The organism is Hymenobacter humi (assembly GCF_042665855.1).
In the GTDB taxonomy this organism is placed as follows: Bacteria; Bacteroidota; Bacteroidia; order Cytophagales; family Hymenobacteraceae; genus Hymenobacter; species Hymenobacter humi.
Genome location: NZ_JBHTEK010000001.1, coordinates 3238095 through 3258187 on the forward strand (window position 1 = coordinate 3238095; position 20093 = coordinate 3258187).

The 20093-nt window shown below is 61.9% G+C and carries 12 protein-coding genes and 6 pseudogenes; 8 read left to right on the forward strand and 10 right to left on the reverse strand.

Going from position 1 to position 20093, the window contains the following annotated elements:
• Positions 1–73: 73 nt before the first annotated feature.
• The 3 genes and pseudogenes from ACFQT0_RS31700 to ACFQT0_RS18145 form a co-directional block, all read right to left on the reverse strand.
• Positions 74–778, reverse strand: a complete 705-nt coding sequence (locus ACFQT0_RS31700) for a hypothetical protein (protein WP_449272093.1) — start codon at positions 776–778, stop codon at positions 74–76.
• A pseudogene (locus tag ACFQT0_RS31705) lies at positions 752–1746 on the reverse strand (dihydroxy-acid dehydratase domain-containing protein); the annotation flags it as partial. The pseudogene ACFQT0_RS31705 and the gene ACFQT0_RS31700, both read right to left, overlap by 27 nt.
• A gap of 34 nt (positions 1747–1780) precedes the next feature.
• The gene (locus ACFQT0_RS18145) at positions 1781–2674 is read right to left on the reverse strand and encodes a branched-chain amino acid transaminase (protein WP_380204571.1); all 894 of its coding nucleotides are present in this window, start codon (positions 2672–2674) and stop codon (positions 1781–1783) included.
• A gap of 417 nt (positions 2675–3091) precedes the next feature.
• Here ACFQT0_RS18145 and ACFQT0_RS18150 point away from each other — a divergent pair, with 417 nt between their 5' ends.
• The 4 genes and pseudogenes from ACFQT0_RS18150 (at position 3092) to ACFQT0_RS18165 (ending at position 11099) form a co-directional block, all read left to right on the forward strand.
• The gene (locus ACFQT0_RS18150; RefSeq protein WP_380204572.1) at positions 3092–4432 is read left to right on the forward strand and encodes a hypothetical protein; all 1341 of its coding nucleotides are present in this window, start codon (positions 3092–3094) and stop codon (positions 4430–4432) included.
• Positions 4374–4637 (forward strand): hypothetical protein, encoded by a 264-nt coding sequence (locus tag ACFQT0_RS18155; RefSeq protein WP_380204574.1) that lies wholly within the window; start codon positions 4374–4376, stop codon positions 4635–4637. The genes ACFQT0_RS18150 and ACFQT0_RS18155 overlap by 59 nt, the downstream gene beginning before the upstream one ends.
• A 246-nt stretch (positions 4638–4883) precedes the next feature.
• Positions 4884–9407, forward strand: a pseudogene (gene gltB, locus ACFQT0_RS18160) (glutamate synthase large subunit).
• Between the two features lie 158 nt (positions 9408–9565).
• Positions 9566–11099 (forward strand): annotated as a pseudogene (locus ACFQT0_RS18165) (glutamate synthase subunit beta).
• Here ACFQT0_RS18165 and ACFQT0_RS18170 read toward each other — a convergent pair.
• Positions 11056–12001 (reverse strand): annotated as a pseudogene (locus ACFQT0_RS18170) (IS481 family transposase). The pseudogenes ACFQT0_RS18165 and ACFQT0_RS18170 sit on opposite strands and share 44 nt — an antisense overlap.
• A gap of 191 nt (positions 12002–12192) precedes the next feature.
• Between ACFQT0_RS18170 and ACFQT0_RS18175 the strand changes: the two are divergent.
• Positions 12193–12396: a hypothetical protein gene (locus ACFQT0_RS18175; protein WP_380204575.1), complete on the forward strand. Its 204-nt coding sequence runs from the start codon at positions 12193–12195 to the stop codon at positions 12394–12396.
• A gap of 159 nt (positions 12397–12555) precedes the next feature.
• Here the strand turns inward: ACFQT0_RS18175 and ACFQT0_RS18180 are convergent, their stop codons facing one another.
• The 6 genes from ACFQT0_RS18180 to ACFQT0_RS18205 form a co-directional block, all read right to left on the reverse strand.
• Positions 12556–13062 carry a hypothetical protein gene (locus ACFQT0_RS18180; RefSeq protein ID WP_380204576.1) on the reverse strand — a complete coding sequence of 169 codons (507 nt, stop codon included), beginning with the start codon at positions 13060–13062 and terminating at the stop codon, positions 12556–12558.
• Positions 13063–13271: 209 nt separating this feature from the next.
• Positions 13272–13847: an adenylate/guanylate cyclase domain-containing protein gene (locus tag ACFQT0_RS18185; RefSeq protein WP_380206073.1), complete on the reverse strand. Its 576-nt coding sequence runs from the start codon at positions 13845–13847 to the stop codon at positions 13272–13274.
• Positions 13766–14200 (reverse strand): 2Fe-2S iron-sulfur cluster-binding protein, encoded by a 435-nt coding sequence (locus ACFQT0_RS18190; RefSeq protein ID WP_380204577.1) that lies wholly within the window; start codon positions 14198–14200, stop codon positions 13766–13768. The genes ACFQT0_RS18185 and ACFQT0_RS18190 overlap by 82 nt, the downstream gene beginning before the upstream one ends.
• A 237-nt stretch (positions 14201–14437) precedes the next feature.
• Positions 14438–15118 carry a type 1 glutamine amidotransferase domain-containing protein gene (locus ACFQT0_RS18195; protein WP_380204579.1) on the reverse strand — a complete coding sequence of 227 codons (681 nt, stop codon included), beginning with the start codon at positions 15116–15118 and terminating at the stop codon, positions 14438–14440.
• A gap of 53 nt (positions 15119–15171) precedes the next feature.
• Complete coding sequence (locus tag ACFQT0_RS18200; protein WP_380204581.1) at positions 15172–15642, reverse strand: zinc-binding dehydrogenase; 471 nt, start codon at positions 15640–15642, stop codon at positions 15172–15174.
• Complete coding sequence (locus tag ACFQT0_RS18205; RefSeq protein WP_380204583.1) at positions 15611–16186, reverse strand: hypothetical protein; 576 nt, start codon at positions 16184–16186, stop codon at positions 15611–15613. The genes ACFQT0_RS18200 and ACFQT0_RS18205 overlap by 32 nt, the downstream gene beginning before the upstream one ends.
• Before the next feature lie 989 nt (positions 16187–17175).
• Here ACFQT0_RS18205 and ACFQT0_RS18210 point away from each other — a divergent pair.
• The 3 genes and pseudogenes from ACFQT0_RS18210 to ACFQT0_RS18220 all read left to right on the forward strand — a co-directional run.
• Positions 17176–18960 (forward strand): annotated as a pseudogene (locus ACFQT0_RS18210) (N,N-dimethylformamidase beta subunit family domain-containing protein); the annotation flags it as partial.
• A 229-nt stretch (positions 18961–19189) separates the two neighbouring features.
• Positions 19190–19516 (forward strand): annotated as a pseudogene (locus ACFQT0_RS18215) (DUF4082 domain-containing protein); the annotation flags it as partial.
• Between the two features lie 66 nt (positions 19517–19582).
• The gene (locus ACFQT0_RS18220) at positions 19583–20074 is read left to right on the forward strand and encodes an Ig-like domain-containing protein (RefSeq protein WP_380206074.1); all 492 of its coding nucleotides are present in this window, start codon (positions 19583–19585) and stop codon (positions 20072–20074) included.
• The last annotated feature ends 19 nt before the right edge of the window (positions 20075–20093 follow it).

The window sequence follows — 20093 nt, forward strand, 5'->3', positions numbered from 1 at the left end:
GGCTTGCCCCCGCCCGTCATTGGACGAAATCGCTAAGACAGCCCGGATAACGGGCGGGGTCAAGCCCCGCACCCTACTGGTCTGTAATACAGCCGGTGCTGGCGCTGCCCACGGTGCAGATGTACTTGCGCAGCACGCCGCGGGCGGCATTGGGCGCGGGTGGGCGCCACTGTTCGCGGCGGGCCTGCAGCACGGTCGCATCCACGTGCACGTCGATAGTGTTTTTGCTGGCATCGAGCACTATCCAGTCGCCGTTTTCGACCAGGGCAATGGGGCCGCCGTCGTAGGCTTCGGGGCAGACGTGGCCGATAACGAAGCCGTGCGTACCGCCCGAAAAGCGGCCATCGGTGAGCAGGGCCACTTTATCGCCCAGGCCAGCGCCCATGATGGCCGAGGTTGGCTTGAGCATTTCGGGCATGCCTGGGCCGCCCTTGGGGCCCACGTAACGAATTACCACCACGTGGCCGGCCTTTACCAGGCCTTGAGCCAGGCCTTCATTTATCGCTTCCTCGGAGTCGAAAACGATGGCCGGGCCGGCAAACTGCTCGCCCTCTTTGCCCGAAATCTTGGCAACCGCGCCATCCGGGGCCAGATTGCCGTAGAGAATCTGAATGTGGCCGTCTCCCTTGAGTGGATTTGAGCTGGGGCGCAACAGGTCCTGCTCAGCACCCAGGGGCCGGATATCGGCGAGGTTTTCGGCCAGGGTCTGGCCGGTTACGGTGAGGGTATCGCCGGTAATCAGGCCTTCGTTGAGCAGGGTTTTCAGCACGGCGGGCACGCCGCCCAGGGCGGAGAGGTCTTCCATCAAACACTTGCCGCTGGGCTTCAAATCGGCTAGCACCGGCACCCGGTTGCTGATGGCCTGGAAGTCGGCCAGCGTGAGCTTCACCCCGGCGGCATCGGCAATGGCCATGAGGTGAATCACGGCATTGGTAGAGCCGCCGAGCACGGTGGTTACCACCATGGCATTCTCGAAAGCTTCGCGCACCAGTATGTCGCGGGGCTTGATGTCGCGCTCCAGCAACAGGCGCAGGTAGTGGCCGGTGTCGAGGCATTCCTGCATTTTGGAAGCGCTAACGGCCGTGGACGAGGCCGAAAACGGCACCGACATGCCCAGCGTCTCGATGGCGGCGGCCATGGTATTGGCGGTGTACATGCCGCCGCAGGCCCGGGCCCGGGGCAGGCATTGTTGATGATGCCGCGGTAATCTTCCTGCGAAAGCTGGCCGCGCAGCTTCTGGCCATAGGCTTCGAAGCACGACACGATGTTGAGCTGCTGGCCCTTGAAGCTGCCGCCCTTGATGGTGCCGCCGTACACCATCAGGGCCGGGCGGTTGAGCCGGGCCATGGCGATGAGCGCGCCGGGCATGTTCTTGTCGCAGCCTACCACGCAGGCCAGGGCGTCGTAATTGTGCGCTCCGGCCATGGCCTCGATGGAGTCGGCGATGATTTCGCGCGACACCAGCGAGTAGCGCATGCCCGGCGTGCCATTGGTGATGCCGTCGCTCACGCCGATGGTGTTAAAGCGCAGCCCCACCAGGCCCTGGGCTGCCAGGCCGCGCTTCACCTCGTTGGCCAGGCCGTCGAGGTGCATGTTGCAGGTGTTGCCCTCAAAGCCCGTGGAGCACACGCCCACAAACGGCTTGCGCAAGTCGTCCTCCGACAAGCCCGCTCCGATGAGCATGGCTTGCGAGGCCGGCAGGCTGTCGTCCTGGGTGTAGATGCGGCTGTATTTGTTGAGGACCATGAGTTAGAATTTTTCGCTTTTTCCAAGTGCCGTTTTAAACCGCTACTGCCACGGGCTCCCGCTGGCCCGTGACCAGCGCGCTGTAGCTCGCGGCCAGTTGGGCACCCAGCGTTTGCTCAAAGGGTGTTTCAAACACGACGTCATCCACGGAGGCCACGCCGATGACCTCGGCGGCGGTGCCCGTCATGAAAGCGCCGGTGGCGCCGCGCAGCTCCTCGGGCCGGAAGAAGCGCTCGGTGACCGAGATGCCGGCTTCCCGGGCCAGGTCGATGATGGTGTTGCGGGTGATGCCGCGCAGAATGCTGCCGCCGGGCGCGGTGAACAAGGCGCCATCTTTTTCCACAAAGAAGTTGGCGCCGGGCCCTTCGGCCACGTAGCCGTTCATATCCAGCAGCAGGGCTTCGTCGAAGCCGCGGCCCTTGGCCTCGGAACTGGCAATGATGGAGTTGGCGTAGTGGCCCGATACCTTGGCCTCGATGGGCACGGCCTTAGGGTTGGGCCGTTCGTAGGGCGAGATGGTGAGGCGCAGGCTCTGGTTGCCGAGGTACTTGCCCCAGTGCCACACGGCCATGAGCAGGTTGCCGGTAGCGGGCGCGGTGAGGGTCATGTGCGGGGTGGCGGCGTAGGCCAGCGGCCGGATGTAGGCGTCCGAGAGGTTATTTTTGGCCAGTAGCTCGTAGCTAATTTCGGTGAGCTCCTCCACCGAGTAGCTCAGCGGCAGGCCAATGGCCTGGCAGGAATAGTGCAGCCGCTCGTAGTGCTCGCGGGCCTTGAAAATGCGCGTGCCGCCGGGCGTGGCATAGGCCCGGATGCCTTCGAATACGGCGTAGCCGTAGTGCAACGATTGCGCGTAGGCCCCGCAGGTGGCTTGCTCGGCGGGCATAAAGTCCCCGTCGAGGAAGACGAGGGTGCTGCTGTCGAAATACATGTAGGGAGTACTGAGGGATGGATGACCGAGGAAAAAGCAGAAAAAGCCTTTCCAAGCACGGGGCTGAGAAAGGCTAATTGCGGGCAGGCAAGAAGGCACTTTCAGCCCTGCGGCTGGCGAATAATGACTAGAATGACGGTTGAGAAGGAGCGGCTCATCGGGCTTTAGGTAATGGGGCGGGCCGAAACCAGCGGGGGTGTTCTGGCTTAGCTTGCGCCGCGCGGGCCGCCACACCGGGCGCCCCGCGGGGAATGCAAAAGGCCATGCGCTGCCGCATAGTATCTTGCTACTGAGCACAATTTTAGCGGGGCCAGCCAGGGGCGGAAAATTTATTTTAAGACGGCCTACTATTTCTAAAGCGAATTTCTACGCGCGCAAACACCTGATAACTAGCGCGTCGCATAATTGCCTATTACAATGCCAAACGAAAGCCACGACCCGGTTTTTCAATTAGTGAAGTCCCTGACCCGCTCGGAAAAGCGGCACTTCCGGCTGTTTGCCAACCGGCAGGGCTCCACCGAAGGCCTGAAGTTTCTGCAGCTCTTCGATGCCCTGGACGCCGCCGCGCAGTACGACGACGAGCGGGTGCTGGCCCAGGTGCCGGCCATCAAGAAAGTGCAGCTGGCCAACCTCAAGGCCAACCTCTACCGGCAGCTGCTGGCCAGCCTACGCATGTACCACGCCGGCCAAAACCTCGACATCCAGCTGCGCGAGCAGCTCGACTACGCCCGCGTGCTCTACAACCGCGGCCTCTACCAGCAAAGCCTGCGCATGCTCGAGCGCGTGAAGGTGGCCGCCCAGCAAGTGGGCATGAGCCACATTGCCCTGCAGGCCCTCGATTTTGAGAAGCTCATCGAGGCCCAGTACATCACGCGCAGCCTCCGCGGCCGCGCCGAGGAGCTCTCGCACGAGGCCCTCACGCTGGTGGGGCACGTGAGCCAGCAGCACGTGCTCTCCAACCTGGCGCTGCGCATGTACGGGTTTTACCTCCAGATTGGGCACGCCCGCAACAAGGCCGATTTTGAGCGCCTGACGGCCTTTTTCCAGGACGCGCTGGCGAACGTGGACATGCGCAACGCCGACTTTTTTGAGCGGCTCTACTACTACCAGGCCCACGTGTGGTACTACACCATCACGCAAAACTTCGTGGCCTGCTACCGCTACGCCCAGAAGTGGGTCGATTTGTTTGAGGACAACCCCACCATCCGGGAGCAGCAAACCACGCTCTACCTCAAGGGCCTGCACAACCTGCTCATCACTACCTACAACCTGCTGCACTACAGCAAGTTCAAGCAGGTACTGGCCCGGCTCGAAGCCTTTGCCGACAACCCCGACCGGCGCTCGAACCCCAACATCGAGATGCTGCTGTTTTTGTACATCTACACCAACCGCATCAACCTGTCTTTTATGGAAGGGCGCTTCCGCGAAGGCCTCGCCATTGTGCCGCCCCTGCTGGCCAAGCTGGGCGAGTTTCAGCAGCAGGCTCGACCCGCACCGCCTCATGGTGTTCTACTACAAAATTGCCAGCCTGTACTTCGGCAGCGGCGAGTACAACAAGGCCATCGAGTACCTCACCAAGATTATCCAGTTCAAGGACAGCGCCCTGCGCGAAGACATCCAGTGCTTTGCCCGCATCCTGAACCTGATAGCGCACTACGAGGCCGGGCGCGACGAAAGCCTGGACTACCAAATCAAGTCGGTGTACCGCTACCTGGGCAAGATGAACGACCAGCAGCAGATGCAGGTGGCCATTTTTAAGTTCCTGCGCTCGCTCGGCGACACCAACCCGCGGGAGCTGAAAGGCGCCTTCACGCAGCTGAAAGACCAGCTCACCGCCATTGCCGCCAACCCGTTTGAGCGGCGCCCCTTCATGTACCTCGACATCATTTCCTGGCTGGAAAGCAAGATTGAAAACCGGCCCGTGCAGGAAATCATGCAGCGCAAATTTGAGCTCTTGAAGTAAGAAAACCTACGGGCAAGCCGGCTTTGCTGGCCATTGGACATAGTAGCCCGTTGGTTATCAAAACGCTGTCTTTCAATGATATAATTTTTAATTCCGCGTCGCAGAAATAGTATCCCCGGGCAGAATAACATTTAGCCCGCCGGGGTCAGGGAAGAAATTGCAAATGCCACCAGCTACGCGCCGCGCCCTTTTTCTTAATCGGGGCGGGCTAACGCTGAGTCTTTTCGCAAGCTTTTATTTCTCCCGATGCAATCCACTGATACGGCGCCCGGCCTGTACCGGCCCGAGTTTGAGCACGATGCCTGCGGGACTGGTTTCATCACCTACCTCAACGGCCGCAAGACGCACCAGACCATCAGCGACGCGCTGACCATGCTCGAAAATATGGAGCACCGCGGCGCCTGCGGCTGCGATTCCGACTCCGGCGACGGAGCCGGCCTGCTGCTGCAAGTACCCCACTGGTTTTTCCTGGAAGAGTGCACTGCCCGCAACATCCGCCTGCCCGAGCCGGGCTGCTACGGCGTGGGCATGGCGTTTTTGCCCAAGGACGAAGCCGCCCGGGCCCCCTACCGCGCCCTCATTGAAGCGGCCGCCGCCCGCTTGGGCATGCCCGTGTTGGGCTACCGCCCCGTGCCCGTAAACCCGGCCGGCATCGGGCCCACGGCGCTGGCCGCCGAGCCCGGCATAGAGCAGGTATTTGTGGGCCGGCCGGCCGGCATCGGGCAGCCCGACGACTTTGAGCGCAAGCTCTACGTGCTGCGCCGCCTCATTCAGAAGACCGTGACGGAGGCCCTGGGCGCCGCAGCCGACGACTTTTACTTTGCCTCGCTCTCCTGCAAAGTCATCGTGTACAAGGGCCAGCTGACCACCTACCAGGTGCGCGGCTACTTCCCCGACCTGAGCGACGAGCGGGTGACCTCGGCCTTTGGCATGGTGCACTCCCGGTTTTCGACCAACACCTTCCCGAGCTGGAAGCTGGCTCAACCCTTCCGGCTGCTGGCCCACAACGGCGAAATCAACACGCTGCGCGGCAACCTGAACTGGTTTTACGCCGGCCTGCGCAACTACGTGTCGCCCTACTTCTCCCGAGAGGAAATGGACATGCTGCTGCCCGTTATCGACGGCAACCAGTCGGATTCGGCCTGCCTTGACAACATCGTGGAAATCCTGCTGCACTCGGGCCGCTCGCTGCCGCACGTGATGATGATGCTCGTGCCCGAAGCCTGGGACGGCAACACCCAGATGGACCCGCTGAAAAAGGCATTCTATGAGTTCCACGCCACGTTTATGGAGCCCTGGGATGGGCCGGCGGCGCTCATTTTCACCGATGGCCACCTCATCGGGGCCATGCTGGACCGCAACGGCCTGCGCCCGCTGCGCTACGTGGAAACCAGCGACGGCCGCGTGCTGGTGGCCTCCGAGGCCGGCGTGCTGCCCATTGCGCAAAGCACCGTGGTGCAGAAAGGCCGCCTGCAGCCCGGCAAGATGCTGCTCGTCGATACCGTGGCCGGCCGCATCATCACCGATGAAGAGCTGAAAGCCCAGGCCGCCGCCCAGCAGCCCTACGGCGCCTGGCTCAACGAGTACCAGATACGGCTGGAGGAGCTGCCCGAGCCTCGCCAAGTGTTCACCGACTTGGCCGCCGACTCGGTGTTTAAGTACCACCAGGTGTTCGGCTACACCCGCGAAGACATTGCCGCCCTCATCACGCCCATGGCGTTGGAGGGCAAGGAGCCCATTGGCTCGATGGGCGTCGACGTGCCCCTGGCCGTGCTCTCCGACCAGCCGCAGCACCTGAGCAGCTACTTCAAGCAGTTTTTTGCCCAAGTCACCAACCCGCCCATCGACCCCATCCGGGAGCGGCTGGTGATGAGCCTGGCCACCTTCTTGGGCAACAACGGCAACATCCTCGACGAGGACAAGCACCACTGCCACTGCGTGGCCCTGCGCCAGCCCATCCTGAGCAACCACGAGCTGGAAAAGCTGCGCAGCATCGACACGGGCATGTTCAACGCCAAGACGCTGCAAACCTATTTCCGGGCCGATGGCCGGCCGGGCTCGCTCGAAAACGGCCTGGCCCGGCTCTGCCGCTACGCCGAAGACGCGGTGCACGACGGGTTTGAGGTGCTCATCCTCTCGGACCGGGCTGTGGATTCCGAGCACGCCCCCATCCCCTCCTTGCTGGCGGTGTCGGCCGTGCACCACCACCTTATCAAGTTGGGCTACCGCGGTTCGGTGGGCCTCGTGGTGGAAGCCGGCGACGTGTGGGAAGTGCACCACTTTGCCTGCCTGCTTTCGTTCGGGGCCACGGCCATCAACCCCTACCTGGCGCTGGCCACCATCCGGACCATGCACGAGGCCGGCAAATTTGCCACCGCCCAGGACGCCCCGCAGCTGACCTACAACTACATCAAGGCGGTGTGCGATGGGCTGCTGAAGATTTTCTCGAAGATGGGCATCTCCACCCTGCAGTCTTACCACGGCGCGCAGGTATTCGAGATTTTGGGGCTAAACCAGCACGTGGTGGACGCCTATTTCTGCGGCGCCGTGACGAGAATAGGCGGGCTGGGGCTAGACGAAATAGCGCGCGAAACGCTCTATAAGCACTTCCAGGGCTTTAAAAGCACCACGCCCGAAGAGCAGAGCCTGCTGCCCGACGGTGGCCTCTACCACTGGCGGCGCCGGGGCGAGGCACACCTGTTCAACCCCGAAACGGTGCACCTGCTGCAGCTGGCCACCCGCACCAACAACTACGCCACCTACCAGCGCTATGCCCGCCTGGTAAACGAGCAGCCCGAGCGCCTGTTCACGCTGCGCGGCCTGCTCGACTTTGCCCACCACCGCGAGGCCATTGCGCTGGACGAAGTGGAGCCGGCCACCGAAATCATGAAGCGCTTTGCCACCGGCGCCATGTCGTTTGGCTCGATTTCGCACGAGGCGCACAGCACCCTGGCCATTGCCATGAACCGCATCGGCGGCAAGAGCAACACCGGCGAGGGCGGCGAAGACCCCATGCGCTACGAGCGCCTGCCCAACGGCGACTCCATGCGCTCGGCCATCAAGCAGGTGGCGTCGGCCCGCTTCGGCGTCACGGCCCACTACCTCACCAACGCCGACGAGCTGCAAATCAAGATGGCCCAGGGCGCCAAGCCCGGCGAGGGCGGCCAGCCTGCCCGGCCACAAAGTGGACGCCTGGATTGCCAAGGTGCGCCACGCCACGCCCGGCGTGGGGCTGATTTCGCCCCCGCCCCACCACGACATCTACTCCATCGAAGACCTGGCCCAGCTCATCTTCGATTTGAAAAACGCCAACCGCGACGCCCGCATCAACGTGAAGCTGGTATCGAAGGCGGGCGTGGGCACCATCGCGGCGGGCGTGGCCAAGGCCCACGCCGACGTCATCCTCATTGCCGGCTACGACGGCGGCACCGGCGCCTCACCCTGAGCTCCATCAAGCACGCCGGCCTGCCCTGGGAGCTGGGCCTAGCCGAAGCCCACCAGACGCTGGTGCGCAACCAGCTCCGCAGCCGCGTGGTGCTGCAAGCCGACGGCCAGCTCAAGACCGGCCGCGACCTGGCCGTAGCCGCCCTACTGGGCGCCGAGGAATGGGGCGTGGCCACCGCCGCGCTGGTGGCTAGCGGCTGCGTGATGATGCGCAAATGCCACCTCAACACCTGCCCCGTGGGCGTGGCCACCCAGGACCCCGAGCTGCGTAAGCTCTTCACCGGCCAGCCCGAGCACATCGTCAACCTGTTCCGCTTCCTGGCCGAGGAGCTGCGCGAAATCATGGCCGAGCTGGGCTTCCGCACCATCAACGAGATGGTGGGCCGGCCCGAATTCCTGAAGGTGCGCGAGAACCTCAGCCACTGGAAGGCCCGCCACCTGGACCTTTCCGGCATTCTGCACCCGGCCGCCAATGTCTCCGGCGGCACGCTCTACCACAGCGAAGCCCAGGACCACGGCTTGGATAATATTCTGGACTGGCAGCTGCTCGAACACGCCCAGCCGGCGCTGCACGAGCGGATTCCGGTTTTCGCCTCCTTCGAAGTGCACAACACCGACCGCACCATTGGCACGCTGCTTTCCAATGAGATAACCAAGCGCTACCACGCCGCGGGCCTGCCCGATGACACCATCAACTACCGCTTCCACGGCTCGGCAGGCCAAAGCTTCGGCGCGTTCAGCGTGAAGGGCCTGTCGTTTTCCCTGGAAGGCGAGGCCAACGACTACGTGGGCAAAGGCCTCAGCGGGGCTCAGCTGGCCATTTTCCCGTCGGCGGAGGCCCGGTTTGTGCCGGAGCAGAACATCATCATCGGCAACGTGGCGCTCTACGGGGCCACTTCCGGCGAGCTATTTGTGCGCGGGCAGGCCGGCGAGCGGTTTGCCGTGCGCAACTCCGGCGCCACGGCGGTAGTCGAAGGCGTGGGCGACCACGGCTGCGAATACATGACGGGCGGCCGCGCCCTCATCCTTGGCCAGACGGGCCGCAACTTCGCGGCCGGCATGAGCGGCGGCATTGCCTGGGTGTACGACCCCAACGGCACCTTCCCGGCCAACTGCAACCCGGAAATGGTGGAGCTCGACCCCCTCGAAGCCGACGACGAGGACCAGATTCAGGCGCTGCTCCGTAAGCACGTGCACCTCACCGGCAGCCAGGTCGCCACCTACCTGCTGGCCAATTGGGCGGAAGAAGCCGGTCGGTTTGTGAAGGTGTTTCCCAGCGAGTACAAGAAGGTGCTGCAACAGGCGCAGTACGCGGAGGTGCGGTAGAAATTGAACAAAAAATAATAACAACGTCATGCAGAGCGCAGCGCAGCATCTTACCCGCTTCGTTGTGGTAGCAATGATTACTACCGAGGTAAAGATGCTTGACTACGCCGACCTGCGGTTCGCTGCGCTCTGCATGACGGCCTGAATTAGAATCTATTATGGCTAACCCCACCGGTTTCAAACAATACACCCGCGAGCTGCCGCCCAAGGCGCCGCCGCAGGAGCGCATCGCGCACAACCGTGAATTCGTAAGCCTGTACCCGGAAGGCCAGTTGACGCAGCAGGCGGCCCGCTGCATGGACTGCGGCATTCCGTTTTGCCACGCGGGCTGCCCGTTGGGCAACATCATCCCGGAGTTTAATGAGGCGGTGCACGCCCAGGATTGGGCCGCGGCCTACCAGATTCTGTCGGCCACCAACAACTTCCCCGAGTTCACCGGCCGCATCTGCCCCGCGCCCTGCGAATCGGCCTGCGTACTCAGCATCCACAGCAACCCGGTGGCCATCGAGGAAATCGAGAAGCACATCATCGAAATCGCCTTTGCCAAGGGCTACGTGCAGCCCACCGCCCCGGTGCTCAAGTCGGGCCGGACGGTGGCCGTGGTGGGCTCCGGTCCGGCGGGGCTGGCCGCAGCGGCTCAACTTACCCAGGCGGGGCACTCGGTCACGGTGTTTGAGCGCGACGACCGGCCCGGGGCCTGCTGCGCTACGGCATCCCCGATTTCAAGCTGGAAAAATGGGTGATTGACCGCCGCATCGAGCCTGCTCGAAGCCGACGGCGTGGTGTTTCGCTGCAACACCGAAATCGGCCGCGACCTGCCGTCCGAGGAGCTGACGCGCACTTTCGACGCCGTGGTGCTGGCCGGCGGGGCCAGCGTGCCGCGCGACCTGCACATTCCCGGCCGCGAGCCTGGCCGGCATTCACTTCGCCATGGACTACCTCACCCAGCACAACCGCCGCGTGAGCCAGCTGCCGCTGACCGACGAGGCCATTTGGGTGGAGAATCAGGACGTGGTCGTGATTGGCAGCGGCGACACCGGCTCCGACTGCGTGGGCACCGCCAACCGCCAGCGGGCCCGGTCCATCACTCAGTTTGCCCTTATGCACCAGCCCGGCACCGAGCGCCCCGCCCACACGCCCTGGCCCCAGGAGCCCCACATTTTCCGCAGCAGCACCTCGCACGAGGAAGGTTGCCACCGCTACTGGGGCATCAACACCAAGGCCTTTCTGGGCGATGAGGCCGGCCAGCTCCGCGCCCTGCTCGTGAGCGACGTGACCTGGGAAACCGACGTGCTGGGCCGCCGCATCCGCTTCGAGGAAGTGACCGATTCGGACCGCGAAATTCCCTGCCAGCGCGTGCTGCTGGCCCTGGGTTTCCGCGGGCCCCGCATCGAGGGGCTGGCTTCGCTGGGAGTTGAGCTGGATGAGCGCGGCAACGTGCGCGCCCCCGAGTTGAGCTACCAAACCAATCAGCCCCACGTGTTTGTGGCCGGCGACATGCGGCGGGGCCAGTCGCTGGTGGTGTGGGCCATCTCGGAGGGCCGCGAGGCCGCCCGCCAGGTAGATGCTTTCCTCACCGGTAAAACCGCGCTGCCCAGCAAGGACACGGTACAACCCGTCTTTTCTGCGGCTGCCGTCACAGCTTACCCTAGGTGTATAGTCCCAGCGTGTGGTGGGTTGGGTCTCGAGTAAAGATAGCGGGAGTCTTTTGCCACTGGGCGCAGATAAATTCGTGCGGGGTAAGCCCGCGTAGAGTTTTGAGGCATTTGGCGTGGTTGTAGGCCAAGAGAAGGGCTTGCAGGTGCTCGTTCAGTGTGTCGTTTGGTAATGGTAGCGTTGGAAGGTGGCTTCTTTAATCGTGCGGTTCATGCGTTCGACCTGGCCGTTGGTCCAGGGATGGGCCGGTTTGGTCAGGCGGTGCTCCAGGCCGTACTCGCGACAGACGCGGTCAAAACTGTGCCCGCCGAGGAGCAACTCGTGCGCCTAGGGCGTGAATTGGACTCCGTTGTCTGTCAGCACGGGGTGGGCTGCGTAGGGCAATTTCACCAGCACCCGCCGCAGAAAATCGCCGGCGGCCATGCGTGTGGCCCGCGGCTGGAGCTCAGCGAAGGCCACTTTACTGGTGCGGTCAATGGCCGCAAATAAGTATTGCCAGCCTTCTTCGGTCTGGACTTCGGCAAAGTCGACGTGCAGGTAACCGATGGGGTATTCCTTGAACTTATTTTTCAGCGGGCTTTGCCCGTCCTCGCCCAGGGCAGGCGGCTGATGCCGTGGTGCTGAAAAAAGCGGTGCAGCGCCGAGCGGGAGAGGCGCGGAATGGTGGCTTGCAGTGCGTAGAGGCAATCATCGAGCGGCAGCAGCGTGTGCCGACGGAAGGCCACGGCAATGGCCTCCTCTTCGGCCGTGAGCACCGTCGAGGACGGCACCGGCCCCATCGGCGCATCGGTTACGGTGGCGCGTTTGCGCCACTTGGCCACGGTTCTCGGGTTGATGCCGTGGCGGGCGGCTACCGCTTTTAAGCTTTCCTGACTACGTTGGATAGCGGTCCGTATTGCCTGAGTTGTATGGGCGCTGCCGTGGAGGCTTTGTCCCATAACGTTGTGCGAAATTCCAGCCCGGAAAATATACCACCACACAATGGGACTATACACTGCCGTGGTTGCTTTGCCGGTTCGCCGTGCTCGCATCTACCTGATGAAATGCACTCCCATCCCTAACACCCTAAAGTCCTCCTGCATTGAAATGGCGGGCAAAACGGGCTCGACAGCTTCCTTACCTTTGCCGTATGGAATTTCAGAAAAAGAAGTACACATTTCGCGGCATGGATGGCTACGCCGGGTTCCGCCATGGCCAAGCGTACGAACTCGAGTTGGGCACGACGGCCGCCGAAGACGAGCGTCCGGCCGAAGTGGTCATTGTCAATCCGGTTTCCAAATTGTGGATGTATTGCAGCAGGCAGGAGTTTACCGAGCGGTGGGAGAAACGATGATGCTTCAGCGGCTTGACATAAACCGGACTTAATAGGAAATCCTGTTCGGTTGAGCCAATATCATGGCCTCTTTCCGTCTTATGAACAACCGGTAGTTTACCTACTGCTCTACCTAACACACAGGTTGTAAGCAAGTCGCCTCTCTCCCACATCCCGGTGTTACACGAAGAAGTTGGCTGAAAAGAATTGCCGCGGACGGGGGCTAGTCCCGGGCCACGTGCACGCCCAGGTACAGGCCTGGGCGGCCCGGCAGGGCAAGGGCTCGATGTGCCAGCGCGGGTCGCGGGCCGGCACGTGGCCCAGCGCCAGCAAGGGGCCGTAGTCGGGAATGGGCCCGTTGGTGGAGGCTAGGAAAAAGTCCAGGACCTGGCGGGTATGCACGTCGTAGGTGACCCGCAGCGTGAGGGTGTCGCGCCGAAACTGCTTGGCCCACTCCACCACGCCGGCGCGCACGTCAGCCGGCGTCGGCTCCGTGTCCTTGGTCAGGAACGGTCGCAAGGTGGCCACCACCTCATCGATGGGGTGTTCGGCCAGGGCCGGCAGGTCAAACCCCGTGGCCGGGGAACTGAGAACCGGCTGTACCCGAGCGACGGGAGGTGCGGAAACGGGCGCATCGGCCGGCCCACAGCCTGCTAGCAGCACAAACCAAACAAATAGAAGTCGCATCGAAAAAGCGCGAACGAAAGATGCAGGGAATACTGCGGGACGCTTGCGAGAGCTGCAATTCTCCCATTCCCACTACACCCAGCTGGCTTGAAAAGCTCCTTCGGCGGAAAATTCAGGGGCCTTTTGCGGTTCCCTGGTGAAACAATGGCGGCCATTGGCACAGCCAGCGTGGCGTAACATGAAATGAAGGACTTTGAGAGAAACAGCCGTTACCGGGGCAAGGCCGTGGCCACGTCCAGGGGCATCATTACTTCATAGAGCTGATACTTTCCGGACTTGCCCTTGAGCGTGCGAGCGCAACTGCGGTGGACGAACAAATCGGGGCCGGCGGCCTGCACCACGGCCTCGGATACCAGAAACTGCGTGCCCAGCTCCTTGTTGGCGCTCTCGATGCGGCTGGCCATGTTCACGTTGTCGCCGATGGCGGCCAGCTTGCGCGAGGGTCCCTCCCCGACGTGGCCGACTACCACCGGCCCATAGTGCAGCCCGGCGCGCACGCGAAAGGTGCGCTGGTACATCTGCTGCAGGTAGGGATTGAGCCGGTCCAGGGCCCGATACATGGCCTGCACGGCCGCTAGGGCGTCGGCCACGGCCTCGTTTGGGCGCTCCAGCCCAAATATCACCAGAATGCCATCGCCCACGTAGTCGACGAGGTAGCCGTGGTGCTCGGAAATGGCCTCGTTCATGAGGCGGAAGTAGCGGTTCAGGACGTGGATGATGTCGTAGGGCGGCAGCGCCTCGGCGAATGGCGTGTAGTTTTCGATGTCGGTGAAGAGAATGGCCAGCCTGCTTCTCCCAGGCGCTGGCCGGGCGCCTCTACTTCCTGGCGCGCCATGGCCAGGTCCAGCGCATCGACTATGGGCCGGCGCAGGGCCACATCTCCCTGCACACAGGTCTGGCAGGCCAGGCGAACTTCGGCCGGCAGGTTCAGCTTATCGGCCAGCTCCTGCTCGGCGGCGTTCCTTGGCAGGCAGTTCTCCAGGCCCTGCAGCACCACCACCCGGCACGTGGAGCACCGGGCCTGCCCGCCGCAGGCGTGCACGTGCGGAATGCCTGCGATTAAGTTGGCTTGCAAAATCGATTGTCCGGGTGCGATGGGGACGGTCTGTTGGTCGGGCAATACCTGCAGGAACGGCATACAGGACGGGAATAAGACGACGAGCGGAGGCGGCAACCGCAGCTCAAGGCAGCAAGTTATTTACGCAGCACAAAAGGCGCGGGTGAACAGGTTGAGCCAGAACCTGCCAGTAGAAGCAGCCCACATGCCTGCCAGGGCTCAAGAACCCGTATGCACCAGAAATGGCTATAACCAACACTGCCACAGTCGCTCCATGTAGCATGGAGCGACTGTGGCAGTGGGTGGCAGTGGCGGAGCTTACTCGGCCAGGAGCTTCAGCAGCTCTTTGGCGGCGGGTTCTGAGGAAGCCGGGTTCTGGCCGGTAATGAGGTGGCCGTCGCGGAGTACGTAAGGCTGCCAGTCGGCCCCTTTAGAGTACGTGCCGCCGTTTTCCTTCAGCATGTCTTCCACCAAGAAGGGCACCACGTTGGTGAGCTGCACGGCCTCTTCTTCGGTGTTGGTGAAGCCAGCCACCTTTTTGCCGCGCACCAGCGGGGTGCCGTCGGCGCCTTTCGTGTGGCGCAGGGCGCCGGGCGCGTGGCACACCAGGGCCACGGGCTTGCCGGCGGCGTACATGGTTTCAATCAGCTCAATCGACTTCCGGTCCTCGGCTAGGTCCCAGAGGGGGCCGTGGCCGCCGGGGTAGAATACGGCGTCGAACTGCTGGGCCGATACGCTGGCCAGCAGCACGGTGTTGGCCAGGGCGCGTTGGGCTTCGGGGTCTTTTTTGAAGCGTTCGGTGGCTTCGGTCTGGGCGCTGGGGTCGTCGCTTTTGGGGTCGAGGGGCGGCTGGCCTCCCTGGGGCGACGCCAGGGTCAGCGTGGCGCCGGCGTCTTTGAATACGTAGTACGGCGCGGCAAATTCTTCCAGCCAGAAGCCGGTTTTCTTGCCGGTGTTGCCGAGTTGGTCGTGCGAGGTCAGCACCATCAGGATGTTCATAATCTTCAGTAAAAGGGTGAAAGTATTGGGGAAAGGTGTGGGTCTGTCGGGTGTTAAGCAGCGGCTAGCTCAGCCACCTTTACGACGGCTTTGCCCGTGTTGTCGCCTTCGAACAAGCCCAGGAACGCGGCCGGAATCTGGTCGAAGCCTTCGGTGATGGTTTCTTCAAACTGCAGCTTGCCCTGCCTGTACCATTCGCCGAGCTGCTGCACGCCTTCGGGCCAGCGTGGCAAATAGTCGCTCACGATAAAGCCTTTCATCAGGGAGCTGGTGGTGAGCAGCTTGGACTCGGGGCGCGGCCCCACCGGCACCGCGGTGGCGTTGTACATGGAAATCTGGCCGCAAATGGCAATGCGTGCGTGCTTGTTCAGGTGGTTGTACACGGCGTCGGTGATGGGCCCGCCCACGTTATCAAAGTAGCAGTCGATGCCCTGAGGCGCCGCCGCCGCGATGGCTTGGTCGATATCCGGCGTGGTTTTGTAATTGATGGCTTCATCGAAGCCCAGCTTTTTCAGGTAGTCCACCTTGTCGTCGGAGCCCGCCGTGCCGATGACGCGGCACCCCTGGATTTTGGCCAGCCTGGCCCACCACCATGCCCACGGCCCCGGCGGCCCCGGACACCACCACCGTTTCGCCGGCCTTGGGCTGGCAGATGTCGAGCAAGCCAAAGTAGGCGGTGAGGCCCGGCATACCCAGCAAGCCCAGGAAATAGCTGATGGGCGCCGGCCCCTTGGGTATAGCGCTGAGCCCCTGACCGTTCGAGAGGCTGAATTCCTGCCAGGGCAGGTTGCCCACCACCACGCTGCCCACCGGCAGCGAGTCGAAGCGGCTTTCCACCACTTCGGCCACCACGCCGCCGCTAATGGGCTCGCCTACTTCAAACGGCGGCACATACGACTTGCCAGCGTTCATGCGCCCCCGCATGTACGGGTCGACGGAAACATACAGCGTCTTGAGCAGCACCTGCCCGGCCTGGAGCTGGGGCAATTCGTGGGTTTCGAAGCGGAACTGAGCAGCAGTGGGCTTGCCTTTCGGCCGGCTGGCCAAAACGATGGTTTGTGTTTGCATGAAGGAACGGATAATGGGAAAGGAATTCCTGCGCCGCCAGAAGGCTCTTCAATTTCATGGGTTAGATAACCGCTGAGTTGGCAAATGTTCCTACGCACTTTAAGCGAAATACGATGACAAGCCGTACCGTTTCGGTCCCCTGCCCTCACCGGGTTAGTTTAGCTCAACTTAAGCCAGCCCGCCAATGGTGCCCGCCATGTTTTAGCGCATTGTCCGCCGCTTCCAGCACTTCCGGATAAAGCAACACTACGCATGTGCTTGACTGGACTGGAAATTCAAGCGAAGCAGTATGCACCGCCGGTATTAGTAAGATGCAATTTGCTTACGGCTGGGATTATTTTCATTTTTCTTAGCTCAACTATTAAAAAATTTATTTCATATCCGTTATTCATTCCTCTTACTCGTCACGATTTTATAGCATATCTGTCAGGGCAAAAATGGATTCTCAGCAATTAGTCATTATAAAAACCTGACCAATTGCATATTGCGAATTTATTAAAAACCCCTTTTAACATAAATCATTAGGATTAGCATATAAATTAAAGCGGATGCATTAAGCTCAGCATCACCAGTGAAATTTGTAACAAAAATGAGAAATATTTAAAATATATTTAACCCATCAATATTGCCTTTCCATTTTTCATTTATAATTTCACAATACAAACAACATAGCTCAACTATAATAAAACGTGATTACAAACAGTGATTAAGGTCTTATTTAAATACGCAGGGAGCACCGCATTACTCTGTTTTTGAGCTAGGCCGCGAATCGTACCGATTCTCATCGTCCTAAGCCTCTCCCTTCCCCTTTATGCCTCCGCCTGGGCACTTGCATACCTATCCTTTTAGGGTAGCAGACCCCCTTGTGCCCTATACAAACGGACTTGTACAACCAGCCACTTATAACCTCACAAACAAATCACTCATATCAAGGCAGTTGAATTTCTTATTGTACAGCTTACCTATTATGCCATCTAACCTGTTTTATCATGGAAACAACTTTAGAGTCGCCCGCAACCTGCGAAGGGTTTCCAGCCTTTCGGTTCACCATTTTCATACAACAATTCCAACGCTACTTCGGTCAAAAACTTACTCCACGGCTTCCTTCTAGCGTTAATCCGCACCTTTTCGGATTCTTCTTTACCCTGCTTCTCAGCCTCGTATGGTCGAGTAGTTGGGCCCAAAACGCCATCGTGACCGAGAATGCCAAGACTGGCAACCCCGAAACGGAATGGCAGATTTCGGGCGCCGGCGATTTGACGATTCAGGGCTTTGCCACAGACATCAGCTACAACAAAGGCGAGACGGCGCGCTTCAAAATCAAGACCGATGCGCGGGCCTATACCGTCAAGATTTACCGTTTGGGCTACTACAGCGGCAACGGGGCCCGCCTGCAAGGCACGGGCACCGTTTCGGCCACGCTGCCACAGACCCAAGGCGACTGCGTTATGGATGCGACCACCGGCCTGCTCGACTGCGGCAACTGGGCGGAGTCGGCCACCTGGGCCATTCCCGCCGATGCCGTTTCCGGCGTGTACATCGCCAAGCTGACCCGTACCGATACCCAGGGCTCGAGCCACATCGTGTTCGTCGTGCGGGACGATGCCGGCAACTCCGACCTGCTCTTTCAAACCTCGGATGCCACCTGGCAGGCCTACAACGTGTACGGCGACAAGGACAACGGCAAGAGCCTCTACACCGGCGCCGGGGGCAAGGCCTCGAAGGTGAGCTACAACCGCCCTTTCATCACGCGCAACGGCGGTGGCGGCGGCACGGCATCTGAGGACTGGATTTTCAACGCCGAGTACCCCATGATTCGCTGGCTCGAAGCCAACGGCTACGACGTGAGCTACAGCACCGACGTCGACACGGACCGGCGCGGCAGCCTGCTCACCACCCACAAGGTGTTTATGTCGGTGGGCCACGACGAATACTGGTCGGCCGGGCAGCGCGCCAACGTGACCGCCGCCCGCAATGCCGGCAAGCACCTGGCCTTTTTCAGCGGCAACGAAATCTACTGGAAAACCCGCTGGGAAAACGGCTACCGCACCATGGTGTGCTACAAGGAAGGCAACGAGGGCGAAAACACCTGCGGCGGCAAGTGCGACCCCAGCAGCACCGAATGGACGGGCCTCTGGCGCTCCGGCTGCAACTTTACGGCTGCCGATGGCTGCAGGCCCGAGAATGAATTGAGCGGCCAAATCAGCTGGACCGATGCCACGGGCACCCTTGCCGTTCCCGGAAACTATCAGAATCTGCGCTTCTGGCGCAATACCAACGTGGCCTCTGCCACCTTCACCTACGGCACGCTGGGCTACGAATGGAACCACGAGCAGGAAGCCTACCGGAAATCTTACCCGGCGGGCCGCATGCTGCTTTCGCAAACCTCATTGGCGGGCCAAACCCACCACCTCTCCCTCTACAAGCACAGTAGCGGGGCCTTGGTGTTTGGGGCCGGCACGGTGCAATGGTCCTGGGGCCTCGACAGCAACCACGACCGCGGCAGCGCCGCCCCCACCCCGGCCATGAAGCAGGCCACCGTGAACCTCTTTGCCGACATGGGCGTGCAGCCCGGCAAGCTGGAAGCGGGCCTGGTGGCCGCCACGGCCTCGTCGGACACGCAAGCGCCCGCAGTGGCCATCACGGCTCCCACGGCCGGCGCCACGCTGGCCAGCGGCCAGGCCACTACCATTGCGGGCACAGCCACCGATGCCAACGTGGTAGCCGGCGTGGAAGTATCCACCGACGGCGGCACCAGGCGGCAGCGGGCCACCGGGACCACCAGGCTGGACCTACTCCTGGACGCCCTCGGCCCAGGGCCCGGCCACCATCCAAAGCCGCGCCTTCGACGACTCGGGCAACCTGAGCGCCCCCGTGGCCGTGAACGTCACGATTTCCACGTCGGGCACCAACACGGGCGCCTGCCCCTGCACCGTGTTTCAGCCCACCGTCGCTGCTACCGGCTCTCTGCTAAACGACGGCAACCAGGCCATTCAGCTGGGCATGAAATTCCGGGCCACCTCCAATGGCTACATCACCGGGGCGCGGTTTTACAAGCAGACGGGCAACACCGGCACCCACATCGGGCAGCTGTACAGCAGCACCGGCACGCTGTTGGCCCAATCCACTTTCACCAACGAGACTGCCTCCGGGTGGCAGCAAGTCCCGTTTGCCAACCCCGTGGCCATCACGGCCGGCATCACTTACATCATTTCCTACCACAGCAGCGCCGGCTATTACTCGGCCGAGAACACGGGCTTTGCCCAAGCCGTCGTGAACGGGCCGCTGCGCGGGCTGGCCACTGGCGAAGACGGGCCCAACGGCGTGTACTCCTACGCGACCACGCCTGCCTTCCCCACCCAGAGTTTCCAGTCGAGCAATTACTATGTCGACGCGGTGTTTAACACCGCCGTGGGCCCGGACACGAACCCGCCCACGGTGGTTTCGACCACGCCGGCCAACAACGCCACGGGCGCCGTAATCGGAGCCAACGTCACCGTCACGTTCGACGAGGCCCTCGACCCGGCCACTGTGTCGGGCACTACGGTGCAGCTGTTGAGCAGCGGCTCGCCGGTACCCGCCAGCGTGAGCTACGACGCCAATAGCCGCACGGCTACGCTCGACCCGGCGGCCTCGTTGAGCTACACCACGCCTTACACCATCTCGGTAAAAGGAGGCAGCACCGACCCCCGCATCAAAGACATGGCGGGCAATGCCCTGGCCGCCAACTACACCGCCAGCTTTACCACGCAGGGTACCCCCGCCCCCACCGGCTCCTCTGCCTTCGCCCAACGAAGGCCCCGGCGGTCCCATCCTGGTCATCAGCTCCTCGGGCAACCCCTTCAGCCGCTACCCCGTGGAGATACTGCGGGCCGAAGGCCTCAATGAGTTTGCCGCGAAAGACATC